We start from the raw sequence: 19,036 nt of genomic DNA on the forward strand, positions 1-19,036 counted from the left end.
CAGTCTCGAACCATCGTAGGCGCTCCATCGGCGCGATGGTCACTGGTGGCGGCCCTCCGAGCCGGCGAAACCGACATAACACGCTCGACTCGCGCCGCCCCGCCAAAATCTGGTTACGCCGTCCGCGAACGGTCCGGCACGATGGCTCGGGTGGAACAAGTGGAGATCACCGAAGACGGCCTGTTGCTGCGGCCCTGGCGGGCGACCGACGCCGACGCTGTGCACCGGGCCTGCCAGGACCCGGACATTCAGCGCTGGACCACCGTACCGCGCCCGTACCTGCCCGAACACGCGCACGGGTTCGTGACCGAGACGGCCCCGGCGGACTGGGCGGCGGGCACCGGGGCACCCTTCGCGGTCTGCGACGCCACCACCGGCGAGCTGCTCGGCTCCTGCGGCCTGGTTTCGATCGACACCGGCCTGCGCTCCGGCGAAATCGGCTACTGGACCGCGCCCTGGGCCCGCGGCACGGGCGTGGGCGTCCGGGCCACCCGGGCCGTCGCCCGCTGGGCCTTCGACGCGCTGGAACTGCGCCGGGTGATCTGGCAGGCCGAGGTGGGCAACCACGCCTCCCGCCTGGTCGCGCTCCGGGCGGGCTTCCGCGTCGAGGGCCGGCTGCGACTCGCCGACCCCGCTCCCGGCGGCAGCGCGGCAGGCTGGATCGGCTCGCTGCTCCCCGGCGAGGTGCCCGCCGCCGGGGAGGCCGGGCCGGCCGGGCCGGGGACCCTGGAGGCCCGTCGTGCCGCCGTCTTCGGCGGGTCCCAGCCCGTTCTCTTCGCCACCGCCGGCGGCACCGAGCTGCGGCTGCGCCCGATGGAGGAGCGCGACCTCGACGCGATCGTCGACACCTGCCGGGACCCGGAGACCATCCGGTGGACCACCGTGCCCGACCCGTACGGGCGGACGGACGCCGAGTCGTACCTGGGCTTCGGCCGGAGCACCTGGGCCGGCGGCACCAGCGCCTGCTTCGTGGTCGCCGACGTCGACGACCGGTACGTCGGCACGATCGACCTGCGGCTCTCCTCCGCCGACCCACTGCTGGGCGACGTCGGCTTCATGGCCGCTCCCGAGGCCCGGGGGCGCGGCCACCTGACGGCCGCGCTGACCGCGCTGAGCGCCTGGGGCTTCACCACGCTGGGCCTGACCCGGATCGAGTGGAGGGCCAACGTCGGCAACACCGCCTCCCGCCGGGTCGCCGAGAAGGCCGGTTTCACGGTCGAGGGCACCGCCCGGGGCGGGCTCACCCACCGGGGCGAACGGGTGGACGCCTGGGTCGGCGCGCTGCTCGCCGGGGACCTGGCGTGACGCCCGAGGTGATCGAGGCCGACGGGGTGCGGCTGCGACAGTTCCGCCCCACCGACGCCGCCGACCTGGCCGCCGGCTGCGCCGACCCGCTCAACCTGCGGTTCAACCCCGGCATGCCGCAGCCGTACACCGAGGCCGACGCCCAATGGTGGATCACCGAGGGCGCCCCGGCGGCCTGGGCCGGCGGCGGGGCCGCGTACGCCATCGCCGACCGGACCACCGACCGGCTGGTCGGCGGCGCGGGCCTCGGCCAGGTGGTGGCGCCGCGCCGGCAGGCGGAGGTGGGCTACTGGGTCGCGCCGTGGGCGCGGCGGCGCGGGATCGCCACCGCCGCGACGCGGGCCCTGGCCGACTCCGTGCTCCGGCACGGTATCGACCGGCTGGAACTGATGACCCACGCCGAGAACCCGGCCAGCCAGCGGGTGGCGCTCGCCGCCGGCTTCCGGCACGAGGGGGTACGCCGGGCGGCCGGCCAGCTGCGCGGCGGCGGCCGGGCGGACCTGCTCGCGTGGGTACGACTCGCCGACGACCCGCCCGGGCCCGTCGGCCGGCTCCTGCCGGACCTGCCCGACGGGCGGCTCACCGACGGCGTGGTGACCCTGCGCCCGCTCGGCCCGGACGACGTCGACCTGATGTACCGCCTGCACAGCCGGCCGGAGGTGGTGGCGAACCAGGCCCCGCCGGTGCCGCCGACCCGGGCGGCCATCGAACGGCGCTGCCTGGTGGCCGAGAGCGCGTGGCTCGCCGGCACCATCGCCCGCCTGCTGATCCTCGACGCGGTCACCGGCGAGCCGGCGGGCAGTTGCGGGCTCAGCATCTCCGACCCGGAGGCCGGCGAGGGATCGGTCGGCTACGCGCTCCTGCCCGACCAGCGGGGACGCGGGCTGGCCACCAGGGCGGTACGGCTCCTGGCCGGCTGGGCGTTCGGCCCGGCCGGGCTCGCCCGGCTGGTCGCCGGCACCGTGCCCGACAACACCGCCTCGCACCGGGTGCTGGAACGGGTCGGATTCCGCCGGGAGGGCCTGCTGCGCGGCCGGCTGCCGGGCCTGGCCGGCACCCGGCTCGACGACCTGGTCTTCGGACTGCTCCCCGACGAACTCCGCTGACAGCCCGCGCGGAACCTGCGCGGGCACGCCCCCACGCGGCGCGACGGCCCCGGCCCGGGGTACCCGACGGCCCTTGGGTCGAACGTCCCGACGGACCCCGGGTCGAACTCCGATCGGCCGTGGTGGCGGCGAGGGCCGCCACCACGGCTCCGGAGGATCAGGCGTCGAGGGAGATGATTCCGTAGTCGTAGGCGTGCCGACGGTAGACGACGCTCGGGCGGCCGGACTCCTTGTCCTGGAACAGGTAGAAGTCGTGGCCGACGAGTTCCATCTGGAACAGGGCGTCGTCGACGGTCATCGGCTCGGCGGGGTGCACCTTCTCCCGCGCGATGTGCCAGGGCTGGTCGTGTTCCTCCTCCTCGACCCGTTCGGCGACGGCGGTGGCCGTGCCGGAGGAGGCGCCGTCGCCGGACGCGCCCAGCGGCCCGTCGAGGCCGACGACCGGCAGGCCGGCGGTGGCGGCGGCGACCGAGAGCGGCGCGTGTCGGCCCCGGTGTACGCGGCGGCGGTCGGCCGCCCGGCGCAACCGGGTGTCCAGCTTGGCGATGGCCGCGTCGAGCGCGCTGTAGAAGTCGTTCGTGCAGGCCTCCGCCCGGATCACCGGGCCACGGGAAACGCAGGTGATTTCCACGCGCTGGCAGTGGTCCGCCTGGCGTGGATTGCGCTCGTGAAAAAGCTCTACATCGACACGAATAAGTTTATGGTCGTAGCGTTCGACCTTTGCGAGTTTCTCCGCCACGTGCACCCGGTAGTGATCCGGCACTTCGACGTTACGGCCCTTGACCACGATGTCCATGTGACCTCCCTAGATCGGACGGTCGTTCGTTCCGGCACCCGGTCGCGCACCCCTGGGGGAGGTCCCACTCGGCGCCGACCGGTCACTGCGGCTACGCCTCCTTCCACCGCCGGGAGCGGATGAGAGACCTCCTACCCCCGACAGGAAAACGCTAACTCCTGTTCGCCCGACAGTCACCCCCGGTCGCCGCGACGGTCAACAATTTTTCACACCTCATACACCAAAGGGTGAAACGGAAACACGGACGGTTACGACCGGTGCCGTTTCTCGGTCGCGGCGAGCACCGCGGCAACCGTCGGTGACAGCCCGCTCGCGGTCAGCGCCCGCCCCACCGCAGCGAGAGTGGCCCCGGTGGTCAGGATGTCGTCGAGCACCACCACCGCCCCGTCGGGCGCGGACGGGACCCGCGGGTGGACCCGGAAGGCGGACTCGGCCGCCGCCGCCCGACCGGCACTGTCCAACGTCACCGAGTCGGGCCGGGGCAGGGCCCGCAACGGTCGCCGGACCCGCACCGACCAGCCCGCCCGACGCAGCCGGTCCGCGCAGTGCCGGGTCAGCCGGCCGAGGTGGTCGCCGTACCGGGCACGGGCCGCCGCCGCGGTGTCCGGCACCGGCACCAGCGTCACCGGGCGCGCCGGCCCCACCGCCGCCGCCACGACCTCGGCGAGCAGCGCCCCCAGTGGCCGGGCCAGCCCGTGCCGGCCGTGGTCCTTGTACGCCAGCAGCGCCTCCCGAAGCGGGCCGGCATACGGGCCGAGGGCGACGCAGGGCGGCAGGTCGGGCGGGGCCGGGGTGGGACGTACCGCCCGGGGCCGCAGCGCGCCCAGCGCCGCCACGCACTCCGGGCAGACGCCGTGCCGCAGCCCCGGCCGGCGTTCCCGGCAGCCGGCGCACTCCACGGGCAGCACCAGGTCGGTGAGGTCCGCCCAGAGCCCGCCGAGGTCCCGCACGGAGATCAGTAGAGGAAGAAGGGGGCGGTCGGGTTGCCGGCGCGCGCCCCGGTCGACGACGGGACCTCCTGCACCTGCTCGGGCTGGATCCGCTCGAACGGGCCGCTGCGGTACGCCACCCCGTTCGCCTCGTACATCGCAGCGCCGAGACGCCCCAGGTTCGCCGGGTACGCGGCGAGGTGGGTCACCTGGGCGCCGATCTTGTCCTCCAGCGGGCTCTCCAGGGCCCCGTCCACGCTGACCTCGTACACCGCCGGGCGGCCGACCGCGCCCCCGAGGAGCAGGGTGTTCTCGCCGTACCAGTCGACGGCCGACAGGCTGGTCAGCCGGGTGTGCAGCCGGCGGGCCGGGCCCGGGGCCACCCCCGCGCCGTCGGGGCTGAGAGCGGCGACGTAGAGCGCGCCCCCGGCGATGACGGCGATCCGGTGACCGTCCAGCGAGGCCGCCACCGCCGTCACCGCGCCCGGGACGCCCAGCGGCACCGGAGTGAGCTGGGCCTGCGCGTCGAAGCGGTGCAGGCTGCCGTCGGCGACCACCAGCCCGGCCGGCTGCTGCCCCCGGTACGTCGAGCGCAGCCAGACCGGCCGGCCCATGGCGGCGTAGCTCTTGGCGCTGCGGGCGAACACGGTCACCGAATCGATGCCGGTGCCGACAGAGAGCCGCTGGCGGTCGGCGTCGGTGACCACCAGCGCCGCCAGGATCTGGTCGTTGGCGCGGCTGAGCCCGGCCGACACCACGTTCCGGTTCGCCTTGGCGTCCAGGGGCACCGGACCGCTCGGCTCGCCGGCGTAGGCCAGCGGGTGGACGGCGCCCTCGTAGACGCAGAACCGCTGGGGGGTCTCCGTGAGCTGGTGCACCGGGCGATCCTGGCGGCGGCGTTCCAGGTCCGGGATGAACTCCTGGGACTGGTTGCGGATCTTGATCTCGAGCGGCCCGTCCAGGTCCGGCAGCGACCAGGCCAGCTGCGTGCCGAACTGCTCCAGCTGGGCCTTGCCCTCCGGCATCTCCAGGTCGACCTCCCAGCGGCCGTCCGTCCGGGTGGCGTTGTTGATCAGGCGGGTGCCGTCCGGCAACCGGCTGACCCCGGTGTTGAGCCAGGCCGAGGGGCCGGCGGTCAGCCACCTGACCACCTCGCTCACCAGCCGCTCTTCCGGCACGGCGAGGGGCAGGTAGCGCTGGTCGGGGACGAGCCTGGTGCGGTCGTTGTTCCAGAAGTAGATCGTCCGGCTCTGGTAGTACGTCCCCAGCGCCTCGACGCTGAGCAGCAGCGCGGTCGGCGGGTTCGCCACGTACAGCCCCCCGTCCGTCCGGCCCTCCTGCCCGGGCTGGCTGCGCAGCTCGAACGTGTACGTCGTGGTGCTCGTCTCCGGCGGGGCCAGCGTGCCGTCGGTACGCAACTGCCCGACCTGCTGCACGTTGAGGGTGACCTCGGTCCGGTCCGGGGCGTCGACGATCACCGGATCCTCGGTGAGCCGGACGACGGCCAGCGCGACCTCGCTGCCCTGCTTCACCTGGAGGCGGTCGCGGTCGGTCGGCGTGATGAACTGCCGGACCCGCTGGTAGGACCGGTCCGGCTCGCCGGCCGCAGCGGAGAGGAAGTTCTTCACGAACTGCTCCGCATCGGTGCCGCTCGCGCTCCGGCTCGGGGGCTCGCGCCGGCTGCCGCTGGTCGAGCCGCCCTCCGCCGCCGGCCCCGGCCCGTCCACCCGGACCTCGGTGTTCTCCGGGATGCCGCAGCCGACCACGCCGCCCAGCAGCAGTGCGCCGCCGAGCAGGCCGGCGAGCAGCCGACACCTCACGATCCCACCTCCGCGTGTCCCGCGTTGCCCGGCCGCCCCGGGCCCACGACCAGCGCGCCGTCGGTGCCCGGGCCGATCGCGAGCGCACCCCCGCTGCCGGGCCCGATGGACAACAGCCCACCTGCCCGGGGGCCGCCGAAGGGCAGCGCGGCATCCGCCGGGACCAGCCGCAGCGGCGAGGTCGTCAACCGGTCGCCGGCCCGGGAGGGCAGGGTGAGCCGGAACTGGGCACCCTGCCCGGGCGCGCCCCAGGCCTCCAGCCAGCCGCCGTGCAGCCGGGCGTCCTCCAGGCTGATCGACAGCCCGAGCCCGGTGCCGCCGGTCTGCCGCGCCCTGGACGGGTCGGCCCGCCAGAAGCGGTTGAACACCAGCTTCTCCTCGCCCGGCTTGAGCCCCACCCCGTGGTCGCGGACGGTGACAGCCACCGCTGTGTCGTCCACCCCCAGGGTGATCAGCACCGGCTTGGCCTCACCGTGCTCGACGGCGTTGCCGACCAGGTTGCGCAACACCCGCTCCACCCGCCGGGGATCCACCTCGGCGATCACCGGCGTGCCGGGGACGTCCAGCTCGATTGCCACCCCGACGCGCTCGGCGAGGCAGGACAGCCGGTCGGCCACCCGGTGCACGATCGGCACCAGGTCGGTCGGCTCGGAATCCAGCATGGCGAAACCGGCGTCGAAGCGGCTGATCTCCAGCAGGTCGGTCAGCAGTTCCTCGAAGCGGTCCAGCTCGGCCTGGAGCAGCTCCGCGCTGCGCGCCACCGCCGGGTCGAACTCGTCCCGCTCGGCGAAGATCAGGTCGGCGGCCATCCGGACCGTGGTCAGCGGGGTGCGCAGCTCGTGCGAGACGTCGGAGGTGAAGCGGCGTTGCAGCCGGGACATCTCCTCCAGCCGCAGGATCTGCCGTTGCAGGTTGGTCGCCATCTGGTTGAACGACGCCGCGAGCAGGGCGAGGTCGTCCTCGCCGTTGACCACCATCCGCTGGTCGAGCAGGCCGGCGGAGAGCCGCTGGGCGGTGCGGGCGGCCACCCGCACCGGGGTCACCACCAGCCGGGTGACCAGGCCGGCGAGCAGGGCGAGCAGGAGCACCAGGGCCGCCCCGGTGGCGACCACCGTCGCGCGGGCGTCGGCGGCCGTGGTGTCCTGCCGGGTCAGCGGCACGAGGTAGTAGAGCTCCACCTGACCGAACTTGGTGGGCACGGGCGAGCCGTAGACCAGGTACTTCGTGCGTTCCTCGCCCAGCCGGCCGGTGCGGATCTGGCTGGCGACCTTGCCCCCGGCAACCGTGGCGCGCAGCTCACGGCTGATCAGCGGCCGGAAGTTGACCGCGGGCGAGGACCGGGGCTGGATGACGCCGGTGTGGCTGTCGGCGGTGAGCGCCACGATCACGCCGGTGGTCTGCTGCGGGTCGCCGCCGGCGAGGTAGTTGACCGTGCCGTCGACGGTCGCCTGGAACTGCCCCTCCTGCGGCTGGTTGTAGAGGCCGAACTGCTTCACCGCGTACGCCACGCCGCTGTCCAGCCGCACCCGTACGTCGGTCTCGGCGTTCTCCACCAGGATGCCGGTGATCTTGTCGGCGATCAGGTAGGCGAAGCCGCCCACCAGCAGGCTGGACGCGACCAGTGTGATGGTCACCACCCGCAGCTGGAGCGACCGCCGCCAGGCCTGGCGCAGCCTGGCGAGCAGGCCCGCCACCCGCCCGCTCACGCCACGCCACAACTCCCGCACGGCGACCCGCCGGCGCGCGGCGGCCGGCGGGGGGTCCGGGATCGGGGAGGTGGCCACAGTGTGACCAGGCTATCCGGTGCCCGCCTTGTAGCCCACGCCCCGCACGGTGAGGATGATTTCCGGCCGTTCCGGATCCGGCTCGATCTTGGCCCTCAGCCGCTGCACGTGCACGTTGACCAGCCGGGTGTCCGCCGCGTGCCGGTAGCCCCAGACCTGCTCCAGCAGCACCTCGCGGGTGAAGACCTGGCGCGGCTTGCGGGCGAGCGCGACCAGCAGGTCGAACTCCAGCGGCGTCAGCTTCACCTCCTCGCCGTTGCGGCTGACGGTGTGCGCCGGCACGTCGATGGTGATCTGGTTGCCGGGCGGCCCGATGGTCAGCATCTCGGGGGCGACGTCCTCGCCGCGACGCAGCCGCGCCCGCATCCGGGCGACCAACTCCTTGGGCTTGAACGGCTTGACCACGTAGTCGTCGGCCCCGGACTCCAGGCCGAGGACCACGTCGACGGTGTCGCTCTTGGCGGTCAGCATGACGATCGGCACGCCCGACTCGGCCCGGATCGACCGCGCCACGTCGATGCCGCTCATGCCCGGGAGCATGAGGTCGAGCAGGACGATGTCGGGGCGGTTCTCGCGGAACGCGGCCAGCGCCCGCTCCCCGTCGGCGACGAAGGAGGGCAGGAACCCCTCACTGCGCAGGACGATGCCGAGCATCTCGGCAAGCGCAGGGTCGTCGTCGACCACCAGTACCCGGGCTCTCATGGGGTTAATGTTTCCATCCCCTTCAGTATCTGTGGGATCCGCGTCACCCGGCACGGTACTGCCGTGGGACGTCGCCGCCCAGCAACCGGTGCCCGGCGTCGCCGCCCCGACGTGCGGGTCCACCCGATTGGAGCGGGCGTGTCACCATGATCCCCGGGTGCGCCGCCACGCGCCACCGCCGCCCGTCCCCAGGAGTACGCGTGCCCGACGCCGGCCCGATCGCCGTGCTCCCGCGCCGCCCCCTCACGGTCGGCGAGCTGCTGGACTCCGCGGTCCTGCTGCTGCGCGGCCAGGCCCGGGTGCTGATACCGGTCGCCCTCGTGCTGGCCGTGGCAGAGCAACTCCTGCTGTACCCGCTGCGGCTCGCCGCCGGCACGACACCGCCCGTCTGGTTCCTGGAATTCGGGCGGTTCGGCGCGTACTGGCTGCTGCTGGCGGTTGGCGCGGCGATCGAGGCGGTGATCATCCTGCTGCTCGGCAATCCGGCCGCCCGGGCCGCCGGGGCCGCGCTGTTCGGCCGCGCGGCCGGCCTCCGGGAGCTGCTCCGCCCGGCCGGCGCCCGCTGGGGCGCCACCGCGCTGCTCGCCGCCCTGGTCGGCGCGGTGATGTGCGGGTTCGCGCTGTTCGGGCCGGTGTGGCTCGTCGGCTTCGGCCTGCTCGGTGCGGTGGCGCCAGCGCTGGTCGTCGACCGGGTACACCCGCTGCGCGCCCCGCTGCGCGCTGCCGTGCTGGCCCTCCGGGCCGGCGGCCGGGCCACCTGGATCCGGCTGCTCGGCTACCTGGTCTGGTGGATCGTCCGCCTCGGCCTGGGCATCGGCGTCTACCTCGGGCTGGACTCGTTCGACCTGGTCGACCGGGCCTGGGCCGGGTGGCTGTCGCTGGCGGTCTGGGCGGGCGTGAACAGCGTCGCCTACCCGGCCCTGGCCTGCCTGGACGCGGTGCTGCACCTGGAGACCCGGATGCGTACCGAGGGACTGGACATCCGGCTCTCCCGGGCCCGGGCGGGCGCGCCGGAGACCGTCCTACTGGCGGCCGGGCGATGAGTTTCAGCCGGTGGTGGACCGAGACCACGGCCGCGCTCGGCGACCAGGTGCCACTGCCCCTGGTCGCGCTGCTGCTGGTGCTCGCCGCGGTGCTGGTCGCGGCCGGCTGGTACACGTTCCCGGCCTGGATCCCCCGGCGGCTGCCCCGACTGACCCGACTGCGCCGACGCAGCCGGAAGAGCCCGCCGCCGGGCGGCACGCCGGCCGTACCCGATCCCCGCGAGCCGGAGCCGGAGCTGCCGGCCGCCGCGTACGTCTCCCTCGCGGACCGGTTCGCCGCCGAGGGCCGGTACGCCGAAGCCGTCCGGGAGCGGCTGCGCGCGATGGTCAGGGAGCTGACCGCCCGCCGGGTGGTGCAGCCGCGGCCCGGCATGACCGTCGTCGAACTGGTGCGGGCCGCGACGGACACCCAGCCGCAGGTCGGCCCGCCGCTGACCGCCGCCGGGGCGATCTTCTCCGAGCTCTGGTACGGCCAGCGCCCCGCCTCCGTCGAGCACGACCGCCGGATGCGGGAGCACGCCGCCGACCTGGACCGGGTGCTGACCGGCCGACCCGAGGACGGGCCACGCCCATGAGCGCACAGGTCACCACGGCCCCGCCGGTTCGGCGGGCGGACGTCACCGGACGGCGACGGCGCCGCCGACACCGGCTGCTGATCCCGCTGGGCCTGGCCGCACTGCTGCTGACCACCACCCTGGTCACCCACGCGGTCGACCAGCCCGACCCCGGCGACCGGGGGTTCCTCTCTCCGGTCGCGACCGGGGACGACGGCGGCAGCCGGCTCGCCGACGCGCTGCGCGAACGGGGCGTCACCGTGCAGCGGGAGACGGACACGCTGCGCGCGTTGCTGGCCGCCCGCAGCCCGGCGGCCACCCTCTTCGTACCGGCGCCGGCGCTGCTGCACCCGGACACGGTCGGCGCGTTGGACTCGCTGCCCTCGGCCACCAGGCTGGTGCTGGTGGACCCGCCGCGCCGGGTGCTGGCGGCGGTCGGGCTGCCGATGGAGCCGGCCGGCCGGCGGTGGGCCGCGCAGGCGGTGGGGCCGGACGCGCGGGGCCTGCCCTGCCCGTTGCCCGAGCTGCGCCAGCTCGGCCGGGTGGCGGTCGGGCTGCAACGCTACGCGGTCGCCCCGGGCGGGTCGGCGCCCGACCGGTTCTGCTTCGCCGACGGGCTCGCCCTGCTGCCCCGGTTCCCCGAGAGCACGGTGCTGGTGGGCGCCAGCGATCCGTTCCGCAACGACCGGATCGACGAGTGGGACAACCGGGCGTTCGCCACCGCGCTGCTCGGCGGCTCCGGCCGGGTGGTGTGGCTCGACCTGGACGGGCCTGAACCCCCGCCGACCTTCGGCAACGGCAGCAGCGGCAGCCCGTCCTGGTCGCCCACGCCGGGCGGCTCCACCGGGAACGGCGGACCGGGCAGCGGCACCGGCGACGGCAACCCCGGCCGCCCGGGCGGGAACGCCGACGACGGGAGCCCTGGCGGCGAGAGCGACGGCGAGGATGAGGGCGACTCCCAGGCCGGCGGGTCCGACCCGCCGAACCCGCTCTGGTCGGCCTTCCCCAGCTGGCTGTGGGCGTTGCTGGCCCAGCTCGCCGTGGCCGCCCTGCTGGCCGCGCTCTGGCGGGCCCGCCGGCTCGGCCCACCGACGCCGGAACCGCTGCCCGTCACGGTCCGCTCGGCGGAGACGGTGCTCGGCCGGGCCCGGCTCTACCAGAGGGCCGGCGCCCGGGACTCGGTCGCCCGTACGCTGCGCACCGCCGCCCTGGACCGCCTGACGCCCCGGCTGCACCTGCCACCGACCGCGCCACCGACCGACGTGGCCGCCGCGGTCGCCGCCCGCACCGGCGACGACCCCGGGTGGACCGACGAGGTGCTGCACGGCGCCGAGCCCGAGACCGACCAGGACCTGCTGGACCTGGCCCGCGCGCTGGACCGGCTGACCCGCACCGTCGCACCACCCGCCACCGACGGGCCGCCGCCAGCCGCACCGCAACCGCACCGAGCCGAAGGAGACCCCCGGTGACCCGACCCGCCGGAACCGCCGAGCCGCCGACCATCGACGCCGTCGACCCGCGCGCCGCCCTGCACCGGCTGCGCGCCGAGGTCGCCAAGGCGGTCGTCGGGCAGGACGCGGTCGTCACCGGCCTGGTGATCGCCCTGCTCTGTCGCGGGCACGTGCTGCTGGAGGGCGTGCCGGGCGTGGCCAAGACCCTGCTGATCCGCACCGTGGCCACCGCCCTCGACCTGGGATCCAAGCGGGTGCAGTTCACCCCGGACCTGATGCCGGGCGACGTCACCGGATCGCTGATCTTCGACCCGCACACCGCCGCCTTCACCTTCCGCGAGGGGCCGGTCTTCACCAACCTGCTGCTCGCCGACGAGATCAACCGGACGCCACCGAAGACCCAGTCGGCGCTGCTGGAGGTGATGGAGGAGCGGCAGGTCTCGGTGGAGGGCGACCGGCGGCCACTGCCCGACCCGTTCATCGTCGCCGCCACCCAGAACCCGATCGAGCACGAGGGCACCTACCCGCTGCCGGAGGCGCAGCTCGACCGGTTCCTGCTCAAGCTCACCGTGCCGCTGCCCAACCGGGACGAGGAGCTGGGCGTGCTCCGCGCGCACCATGCCGGCTTCGACCCACGGGACCTGGCCGCCGCAGGCGTACGGCCGGTGGCCAACGCGGCCGACCTGGCGGCGGCCCGGGCGGCGGTCGGCCGGGTGCACGTGGCCGAGCCGCTCTTCGGCTACATCGTGGACCTGTGCCGGGCCACCCGCAACACCCCGGCGCTGGAGCTGGGCGCCTCGCCCCGGGGCACCACCGCGCTGCTCAACACGGCCAAGGCATGGGCCTGGCTGGCCGGCCGCGACCACGTCGTACCGGACGACGTGAAGGCGGTCGCCCGGCCGACGCTGCGGCACCGGCTGCGGCTGCGCCCCGAGCTGGAACTGGAGGGCGTCGGCGTGGAGGCGGTGCTGGACACGGTGCTCGCCACCGTGCCGGCGCCGCGATGACCTGGCGGGCGGCGCTCCTGCTGGCGGTCGGCGCGCTGACCCTGCCGGCCTGGCCGTCGCCGTTCGCCGGGCTGCTGGTGATGACCGGGGTGGTGCTGCTGCTGGTGCTGCTCGACCGGGCGCTGGCCGCGCCGCCGGGCGCACTCACGGCCGCCCGGGAGGGGGACCGCACGGTCCGGCTCGGCGGCACCGCCACCGTCGCGCTGCTGCTGCACAACCCCTCCGGCCGTACGCTGCGGGCCCGGGTCCGCGACGCCTGGGTGCCCTCCGCCGGCGCCCACCCCGACGTGCCCCCGTCTCAGCTGGTACGGGTCGAGCCGGGCGCGACGGTGGCGCTGCCCAGCCGGCTCACCCCGCTGCGGCGGGGCGACCGGCCGGCGGTGGCGCTGACCGTGCGCTCGTTCGGGCCGCTCGGGCTCGGGTTCCGGCAGCGTTCCGGCCGGCCGGCCACCCCGCCGTGGACGGTGCGTGTGCTGCCCCGCTTCGACTCCCGCCGGCACCTGCCGGAGAAACTGTCCCGGCTGCGGGTCATCGACGGGATCCAGGTCAGCCGCGGGCGGGGCCAGGGCACCGAGTTCGACACCCTGCGCGAGTACGTGGTCGGCGACGACGTGCGGTCGATCGACTGGCGGGCGAGCGCACGCCGGGCCGACGTGCTGGTGCGTACCTGGCGGCCGGAGCGGGACCGCCGGCTGGTGTGCGTGCTGGACACCGGTCGGACGTCGGCGGTGCGGGTCGGCGACGAACCCAGGCTGGACACGGCGATCGACGCCGCGTTGCTGCTCACCGCTCTCGCCGCCCGCGCCGGCGACCGGGTCGACCTGCTCGCCGCCGACACGACGGTCCGGGCCACGGTGACCGGCACCGGCGGGCCGGTCCTGCTCTCCCGGGTGGTGCACGCCCTCGCCCCGCTCCAGGCGACGCTGGCGGAGACGGACTTCGACCTGATCGCCGGCGAACTGCTGCGCCGGCAGCGCCAGCGCAGCCTGGTGGTGCTCTTCACCGCGTTGGAGGCCGGTGCCCTCAGCGAGGGGCTGCTGCCGGTGCTCCCCCGGCTGGCCGCCCGGCACAAGGTGGTGATCGCGGCGACCCACGATCCGGTGCTGACCGCCCTCACCACCACCGTTCCGGAACGCCCGGGGGACGCCTACGCCGCGGCGGCGGCCTGGCGGGCCCTCGCCGAACGCGACCGGGTCCGCGCCGCCCTGGCCAGGCACGGCGTGACGGTGGTCGACGCCGAGGCAGGCCGCCTGGCCCCCGCCCTGGCCGACACCTACCTCCGCCTGAAGGCCCTCGGTCAGCTCTGATCAGCTTCGGCGGCGACGGCGCGGCGACCCAGGATCAGCACGTAGGCCAGAAAGGCCAGCCAGGCGCTGGCGCCTGCCGCTATGCGGAGCGGCACCGGTACGGGGGCTGGGGTCACGAACGCCTCGATCACGGCGGAGACCGCGAAGAGCCCCACCAGGCCGACGGCCACCAGGACGCCTTCGCGTCCTGCCTGAGCCACCGCCTGTCCCCGGGTCAGCTGCGTGGGCGGCGCGATCCACGCCCAACCGATGCGCAGGCCCACCCCGGCGGCCACGAAGACCCCGGTGAGTTCCAGCAGCCCGTGCGGGGTGATCAGACCGAAGAAGACGTCCGCCCGGCCGTAGGCGACCATCACCCCGCCGACCACGCCGATGTTGAGCGCGTTCTGCCAGAGCAGGTAGAGCACCGGGACGATCAGCACCCCGGCGGCGAGGCACTGGGCGGCGAGCCAGGCGTTGTGCGTCCACAGATGGAAGGCGAACGTCGGCGCGGCGAACTCGGTGTAGTACCCGGCGAAGCCGGACTCGACCAGGTCGGCAGCCGCGTCGTCGCCGATGAAGGCTCCCGCCGTCTCCGGGTGGCCCGCGACGAACCAGATCAGGAAGAGGCTGAGCAGGCTGAACCCGGTCGCCACCCCGCACCACCAGGGCCAGGCGCGGTAGACCGCGCCGGGGAAGCCCACCACGAAGAACTGCCCGAGGGCCGCCCACGACGGGCGCGGACGACCGGTGAGCCGGGCCCGGGCGCGCAGCACCAGTTGGGAGAGCTGGCTGACCAGCGCCGGGTCGGGTGAGCGGCTGCGCAGCACCGACAGCTGGGTGGTCGCCCGCTGGTAGAGGGCGACCAGCTCGTCGACCTCGGCGGCGGCGAGCCGACCGCGCCCGGAGAGCTCCTCCAGCCGTCGCCACTCCCCGCCGTGTTCCGCGACGTACGCGTCGAGATCCACCGTCACCCCCGTCCGGCGATCATAGTGTTCACTGTCGGGGTGAGAGCACAACCGCGACCGCCGGCCCGACCCGCTCCGTGGGGTGACGCCGGGCTGGTCAGCGGGGAGGCCGTGGAGCTGGACGTCCGGGCCGCCCGGATCGGTTCCCGGGTGCTCGCGCTGCTGTTCGACGTCCTGGCCCAGGCGGCCCTCATGCTGACGCTGTCCATGAGCGTCGGCGTCGCGCTGCTCAACGTGCCGGACGGGCTGGTCGACGGTGCCCTGGCCGGCGGGCTCGCGACGGTGGGCCTGATCCTGGTGCTGGTCGGCTACCCGGTGCTGTGCGAGCGGTTCAACCACGGCCGCACGCTGGGCAAGATGGCGGTCGGGTTGCGCGTGGTCAGCGCCGACGGCGCTCCGGTGGCGGCGCGGCAGTCGCTGATCCGGGCGCTGGTCGGCGTGGCGGTGGAGTGGCCCGGCCTGGTGCTGCCGCTGTTGAGCTGGGTGGCCGGGGTGGGGGTGATGGTGACCGACCGGCGCGGGCGTCGGCTGGGCGACCTGGTGGCGGGCACGCTGGTCGTGCACACCCGGACGGCGACCGCCTGGCGGCCGGTCCCCACGGCGGTACCCGCGCTGGCCGGCTGGGCCGCCACGTTGGACCTCAGCCGGTTGGACGACGGGCTGGCGTTGGCCGCCCGGCAGTACCTGGCCCGGGTGCACCAGCTGGCGGAGCCGGCGCGCGGGCGGCTGGGGCACGGGCTGTGGGCCGAGATCTCCGCGGTGATCACGCCGCCCGCTCCCCCGGGCATGCCCGAGTCGGTCTACCTGGCCGCGGTCCTCGGTGAGCGGCACCGGCGGGCGAGGTACCGGCTGGGGCACAGCCGGACGGCCGCCACGACGCTCTGGCCGGAGCTGCTGCCCGGTCCGCCCGCGCCGGCCGGCGCGCCACCCGGACCGATCCGGCCGGCGGCGCCCGAGCTTGCCCTGGTGGTCCGGCCCACCGTGCCGGCGCAGGCTGTTCCGGCCGTACGACCGGCGGTCGTCTCGTCGGCACGCGATGTCGGTACGCCGACGTCCGACGCCGGCAGCTGAGCGGGCCGTCCGATCCGGTCGGGCAGGCGTGCCGGGGGCCGGCTGTGGCAGGATCCGGCTCGTCCCCACAGAGACAGGATGACCGTGGCCGACGATCTGTTCACCCCCACGATCTCGCCGGCGGCGTACGAGGCCCGACGCCCGCCGTGGCGGCCCCAGTCGCTGATCTTCCCCGCCGTGTTCGGCGGTCCGACCGCCGTCACCGTGTTGGCCCTGGTCAACGGGCGCCGGCTCGGGGCGTCCCGCCTGGCACACCTGGCGGTGCTCGGCGCCGGGCTGGCCGGGCTGGTCGCCCGGCTGACGGTCACGCTCGCGATCTACGACGACGGGGCCGGCCGCCCCGGCCGGCTGGTCGGGGCGCTGGCCGGCGGGCTGGTCTGGCTCGTCGCCGCCGCCACGCAGAAGCGACTGTTCCGGGCGTACGAGCTGCGCGGCGGCCGGCCGGCGTCGCTGTGGTTGCCCGGTCTCGGCGCGGTGCTCCTGCTCGGCTTCACCGAGGCCGTGCTGGTCTCCCTGGTGGCCGCCGCGTGACCGCCCCGGAGGCGCAGCTCGTCCGGGTGGCTCAGCTGCTGGAGTTGAACCGCCCGGAGCAGGCCGTTGCGGAGCTCGACCGGCTGCCCGCCCCGCTCGCCACCGGCCTGCTCGCGTTCCGGCTGCGGGCGGGCGCGCTGACCGTGCTCGACCGTTGGGACGACGTGTCCGCCGTGGCCCGGCAAGGGCTGGCCGAGCACGGCCCGGACGCCGAGCTGCTCGGTCGGCTCGGCCTCGCGTTGCGGCACCGCCGCGAGCACTCCCTCGCCGAGCGGGCGCTGCTCGACGCGCTCGCCATCGAGCCGGAGAACCCTTGGCTGCTCTGCCAGTACGCCGACCTCTGTTCCGCCGTGGGCCAGACCGACAAGGCGGAACGCCTGGTGGCCCGCGCGGCGGCGATCGTTCCGGACGCGCCGGCCGTCTTCGCCTCCCGGTTCCAGCTCGCGTACGCCCGGGGTGACGACCGGGCGGGCGAGCGGGTCGCCCGGGAGTTCCTGGGGGCATGGCCGGGCAACCCGGCGGCGCTCGCGCTGTACGGCGTCGCCGCTGCCCAGCGCGGCCGGGTGGGCACCGCGCATCGCGCCTTCGGGCAGGCGGTGGCGCACGACCCGACCGACGCCGACTACGCCGACGCCGCCTGGGAGACCCGGGTGTACGCCCATCCACTTCTGGTGCCGTTGCGCCCGCTCCACCGGCTGGGGATCTTCCGCACCTGGCTGCTCGCGGTCGGCGTGATCGTGCTGCTCACGGCCACCGGCCTGGACGTGCTCGGCGGCTTGTTCGCCCTGGCCTGGATGCTCTTCTGCGTCTGGTCGTGGATCGCTCCACCGCTGGTCCGCCGGATGGTGCTCGGCCGGTGGCGGTCGTGAGGGCGTTCGGGCCCTGGCTGGCCGTCCTCGCCGTGGTGCTGCTGCTCGACGCGCTGCGCCTGCGCGTGCTGGCCGCCGTGGTCTCGGTGGCCTGGCTGGTCTGGTGCGTGTGGAGCTGGGTCCGCCCCGCCCGCCGCCGCTCCCCCCGGGACTGACCGCACGGCGACGCCCACCCCTCGGACACGCCGACCGGGCCGCCCCACGCCGACGGGCGCCCGCCCCCGGAAACGCCGACCGGGCCGGCCGCTTGCGGGGAAGCGGTCGGCCCGGTCGGTGTGGTCGGTGTCAGTACCGGTAGTGCTCCGGCTTGAACGGGCCTTCCACGGAGATGCCGAGGTAGGACGCCTGCTCCTTGGTCAGGGTGCTCAGCTTGGCGCCGAGCGCACCCAGGTGCAGCCGGGCGACCTTCTCGTCGAGGTGCTTGGGCAGCACGTAGACGCCGATCGGGTAGTCCTCGGTCTTGGTGAACAGCTCGATCTGGGCGATCGTCTGGTTGGCGAACGAGTTCGACATCACGAAGCTCGGGTGGCCGGTGGCGTTGCCCAGGTTCAGCAGGCGGCCCTCCGACAGCACGATGATGGCGTGCCCGTCGGCGAACTTCCAGAGGTCGACCTGCGGCTTGATGTTGACCCGCTCGACGTCGGAGCGCTTCGCCAGGCCGGCCATGTCGATCTCGTTGTCGAAGTGGCCGATGTTGCCGACGATGGCCTGGTGCTTCATCCGGGCCATGTGCTCGTTGGTGATGACGTCGAAGCAGCCGGTGGCGGTGATGAAGATGTCCGCCTGCTCGACCACGTCGTCCAGGGTGGCGACCTGGTAGCCGTCCATCGCCGCCTGGAGCGCGCAGATCGGGTCGACCTCGGTCACCACGACCCGGGCACCCTGGCCGCGCAGCGACTCGGCGCAGCCCTTGCCGACGTCGCCGTAGCCGAGCACGACCGCCATCTTGCCGCCGATCAGCACGTCGGTGGCCCGGTTGATGCCGTCGATCAGCGAGTGGCGGCAGCCGTACTTGTTGTCGAACTTGCTCTTCGTCACCGAGTCGTTGACGTTGATGGCGGGGAAGAGCAGGGTGCCGGCGCGGTGCATCTCGTAGAGCCGGTGCACGCCGGTGGTGGTCTCCTCGGTCACGCCCTTGATGCCGGCGGCGATCCGGGTCCACCGCTGGCCGTCCTCGGCGAGCGAGCGGTGCAGCAGGCCGAGGATGACCGCGTACTCCTCGGAGTCGGCGGACTCGACCGGCGGGACGGCCCCGGCCTTCTCGAACTCCTTGCCCTTGTGCACCAGCAGGGTGGCGTCACCGCCGTCGTCGAGGATCATGTTCGGGACCTGCCCCGCAGGCCAGTTGAGCGCCTTCTCGGTGCACCACCAGTATTCCTCCAGGCTCTCGCCCTTCCAGGCGTAGACCGGGACGCCGGCCGGGGCCTCGGGGGTGCCGTCCGGGCCGACCACGATCGCGGCGGCGGCGTGGTCCTGGGTGGAGAAGATGTTGCAGGACGCCCAGCGGACCTCCGCGCCGAGCGCGACGAGGGTCTCGATCAGGACGGCGGTCTGGATGGTCATGTGCAGCGACCCGGTGATCCGGGCACCGGCGAGCGGCTGGGCGTCGGCGAACTCACGACGGATCGCCATCAGGCCGGGCATCTCGTGCTCGGCGAGCTGGATCTCCTTGCGCCCGAACTCGGCGAGCGACAGATCCGCCACCTTGTAGTCGCCCTCGGCGAGAGTGCTCGGCCGGGCCTCGGACGGCGTGCCGCTGGCGGCTGCCGGGAGGGTGCTGGTCATGAAGTCTCCTGTCGGACGATGTGCTGCGC

The 19,036-nt window shown here is 74.7% G+C and carries 18 protein-coding genes; 11 read left to right on the forward strand and 7 right to left on the reverse strand.

Features of this window, described 5'->3' with window-relative positions:
- Positions 1 to 141: 141 nt before the first annotated feature.
- Both GA0070608_RS04690 and GA0070608_RS04695 read left to right on the forward strand, forming a co-directional pair.
- Positions 142 to 1,305: a GNAT family N-acetyltransferase gene (locus tag GA0070608_RS04690; protein ID WP_245715694.1), complete on the forward strand. Its 1,164-nt coding sequence runs from the start codon at positions 142 to 144 to the stop codon at positions 1,303 to 1,305.
- Positions 1,302 to 2,411, forward strand: coding sequence for a GNAT family N-acetyltransferase (locus tag GA0070608_RS04695; protein ID WP_091622276.1), 1,110 nt, complete (start codon positions 1,302 to 1,304; stop codon positions 2,409 to 2,411). Before GA0070608_RS04690 ends, GA0070608_RS04695 begins: the two co-directional genes overlap by 4 nt.
- Before the next feature lie 157 nt (positions 2,412 to 2,568).
- Here the strand turns inward: GA0070608_RS04695 and hpf are convergent, their stop codons facing one another.
- The 5 genes from hpf to mtrA all read right to left on the reverse strand — a co-directional run bounded on the left by hpf (position 2,569) and on the right by mtrA (position 8,442).
- The gene (gene hpf / locus GA0070608_RS04700; protein ID WP_091622279.1) at positions 2,569 to 3,207 is read right to left on the reverse strand and encodes a ribosome hibernation-promoting factor, HPF/YfiA family; all 639 of its coding nucleotides are present in this window, start codon (positions 3,205 to 3,207) and stop codon (positions 2,569 to 2,571) included.
- A gap of 248 nt (positions 3,208 to 3,455) precedes the next feature.
- The gene (locus GA0070608_RS04705; RefSeq protein WP_091634280.1) at positions 3,456 to 4,115 is read right to left on the reverse strand and encodes a ComF family protein; all 660 of its coding nucleotides are present in this window, start codon (positions 4,113 to 4,115) and stop codon (positions 3,456 to 3,458) included.
- A 47-nt stretch (positions 4,116 to 4,162) separates the two neighbouring features.
- Positions 4,163 to 5,956, reverse strand: coding sequence for an LpqB family beta-propeller domain-containing protein (locus GA0070608_RS04710; RefSeq protein ID WP_091622283.1), 1,794 nt, complete (start codon positions 5,954 to 5,956; stop codon positions 4,163 to 4,165).
- Positions 5,953 to 7,740: an MtrAB system histidine kinase MtrB gene (gene mtrB / locus GA0070608_RS04715; protein WP_176733642.1), complete on the reverse strand. Its 1,788-nt coding sequence runs from the start codon at positions 7,738 to 7,740 to the stop codon at positions 5,953 to 5,955. Before mtrB ends, GA0070608_RS04710 begins: the two co-directional genes overlap by 4 nt.
- Positions 7,741 to 7,752: 12 nt before the next feature.
- Entirely contained in the window at positions 7,753 to 8,442 is a 690-nt protein-coding gene (gene mtrA, locus GA0070608_RS04720) for an MtrAB system response regulator MtrA (protein ID WP_089001893.1), read from the reverse strand.
- A gap of 200 nt (positions 8,443 to 8,642) precedes the next feature.
- Between mtrA and GA0070608_RS04725 the strand changes: the two genes are divergently transcribed.
- The 5 genes from GA0070608_RS04725 to GA0070608_RS04745 are packed head-to-tail and all read left to right on the forward strand — an operon-like array spanning position 8,643 to position 13,804.
- Positions 8,643 to 9,485 carry a hypothetical protein gene (locus tag GA0070608_RS04725; protein WP_091622286.1) on the forward strand — a complete coding sequence of 281 codons (843 nt, stop codon included), beginning with the start codon at positions 8,643 to 8,645 and terminating at the stop codon, positions 9,483 to 9,485.
- Positions 9,482 to 10,060: a DUF4129 domain-containing protein gene (locus tag GA0070608_RS04730; protein WP_091622289.1), complete on the forward strand. Its 579-nt coding sequence runs from the start codon at positions 9,482 to 9,484 to the stop codon at positions 10,058 to 10,060. The genes GA0070608_RS04725 and GA0070608_RS04730 overlap by 4 nt, the downstream gene beginning before the upstream one ends.
- Positions 10,057 to 11,508: a DUF4350 domain-containing protein gene (locus GA0070608_RS04735; RefSeq protein WP_245715695.1), complete on the forward strand. Its 1,452-nt coding sequence runs from the start codon at positions 10,057 to 10,059 to the stop codon at positions 11,506 to 11,508. The genes GA0070608_RS04730 and GA0070608_RS04735 overlap by 4 nt, the downstream gene beginning before the upstream one ends.
- Before the next feature lie 32 nt (positions 11,509 to 11,540).
- A complete protein-coding gene (locus GA0070608_RS04740; RefSeq protein WP_091634289.1) occupies positions 11,541 to 12,497 on the forward strand; it encodes an AAA family ATPase in 957 nt (318 codons plus the stop codon).
- Positions 12,494 to 13,804, forward strand: a complete 1,311-nt coding sequence (locus GA0070608_RS04745) for a DUF58 domain-containing protein (protein WP_091622293.1) — start codon at positions 12,494 to 12,496, stop codon at positions 13,802 to 13,804. The genes GA0070608_RS04740 and GA0070608_RS04745 overlap by 4 nt, the downstream gene beginning before the upstream one ends.
- Here the strand turns inward: GA0070608_RS04745 and GA0070608_RS04750 are convergent.
- Complete coding sequence (locus GA0070608_RS04750) at positions 13,795 to 14,751, reverse strand: stage II sporulation protein M (RefSeq protein ID WP_091634292.1); 957 nt, start codon at positions 14,749 to 14,751, stop codon at positions 13,795 to 13,797. The genes GA0070608_RS04745 and GA0070608_RS04750 overlap by 10 nt on opposite strands.
- A 39-nt stretch (positions 14,752 to 14,790) precedes the next feature.
- Between GA0070608_RS04750 and GA0070608_RS04755 the strand changes: the two genes are divergently transcribed.
- The 4 genes from GA0070608_RS04755 (at position 14,791) to GA0070608_RS32510 (ending at position 17,377) form a co-directional block, all read left to right on the forward strand.
- Positions 14,791 to 15,822 carry an RDD family protein gene (locus GA0070608_RS04755; RefSeq protein ID WP_245715696.1) on the forward strand — a complete coding sequence of 344 codons (1,032 nt, stop codon included), beginning with the start codon at positions 14,791 to 14,793 and terminating at the stop codon, positions 15,820 to 15,822.
- 78 nt (positions 15,823 to 15,900) lie between these two features.
- Entirely contained in the window at positions 15,901 to 16,353 is a 453-nt protein-coding gene (locus GA0070608_RS04760; RefSeq protein ID WP_091622297.1) for a hypothetical protein, read from the forward strand.
- Positions 16,350 to 17,222: a tetratricopeptide repeat protein gene (locus GA0070608_RS04765; RefSeq protein WP_091622300.1), complete on the forward strand. Its 873-nt coding sequence runs from the start codon at positions 16,350 to 16,352 to the stop codon at positions 17,220 to 17,222. Before GA0070608_RS04760 ends, GA0070608_RS04765 begins: the two co-directional genes overlap by 4 nt.
- Positions 17,210 to 17,377 (forward strand): hypothetical protein, encoded by a 168-nt coding sequence (locus GA0070608_RS32510; RefSeq protein WP_176733592.1) that lies wholly within the window; start codon positions 17,210 to 17,212, stop codon positions 17,375 to 17,377. Before GA0070608_RS04765 ends, GA0070608_RS32510 begins: the two co-directional genes overlap by 13 nt.
- Positions 17,378 to 17,507: 130 nt before the next feature.
- On the opposite strand, the gene ahcY is transcribed toward GA0070608_RS32510, so the two are convergent.
- Positions 17,508 to 19,007 carry an adenosylhomocysteinase gene (ahcY, locus tag GA0070608_RS04770; protein ID WP_091622305.1) on the reverse strand — a complete coding sequence of 500 codons (1,500 nt, stop codon included), beginning with the start codon at positions 19,005 to 19,007 and terminating at the stop codon, positions 17,508 to 17,510.
- Positions 19,008 to 19,036: the final 29 nt, after the last annotated feature.

It is taken from the genome of Micromonospora peucetia, assembly GCF_900091625.1.
Classification (GTDB): Bacteria; Actinomycetota; Actinomycetes; order Mycobacteriales; family Micromonosporaceae; genus Micromonospora; species Micromonospora peucetia.

Bases quoted from the DNA above. Each gene is read 5' to 3' on its own strand.
- GA0070608_RS04690 (WP_245715694.1), top strand. From the start codon at position 142: ATGGCTCGGGTGGAACAAGTGGAGATCACCGAAGACGGCCTGTTGCTG.
- hpf (WP_091622279.1), bottom strand. From the start codon at position 3,207: ATGGACATCGTGGTCAAGGGCCGTAACGTCGAAGTGCCGGATCACTAC.
- mtrA (WP_089001893.1), bottom strand. From the start codon at position 8,442: ATGAGAGCCCGGGTACTGGTGGTCGACGACGACCCTGCGCTTGCCGAG.
- GA0070608_RS04730 (WP_091622289.1), top strand. From the start codon at position 9,482: ATGAGTTTCAGCCGGTGGTGGACCGAGACCACGGCCGCGCTCGGCGAC.
- GA0070608_RS04735 (WP_245715695.1), top strand. From the start codon at position 10,057: ATGAGCGCACAGGTCACCACGGCCCCGCCGGTTCGGCGGGCGGACGTC.
- GA0070608_RS04745 (WP_091622293.1), top strand. From the start codon at position 12,494: ATGACCTGGCGGGCGGCGCTCCTGCTGGCGGTCGGCGCGCTGACCCTG.
- GA0070608_RS04760 (WP_091622297.1), top strand. From the start codon at position 15,901: ATGACCGTGGCCGACGATCTGTTCACCCCCACGATCTCGCCGGCGGCG.
- ahcY (WP_091622305.1), bottom strand. From the start codon at position 19,007: ATGACCAGCACCCTCCCGGCAGCCGCCAGCGGCACGCCGTCCGAGGCC.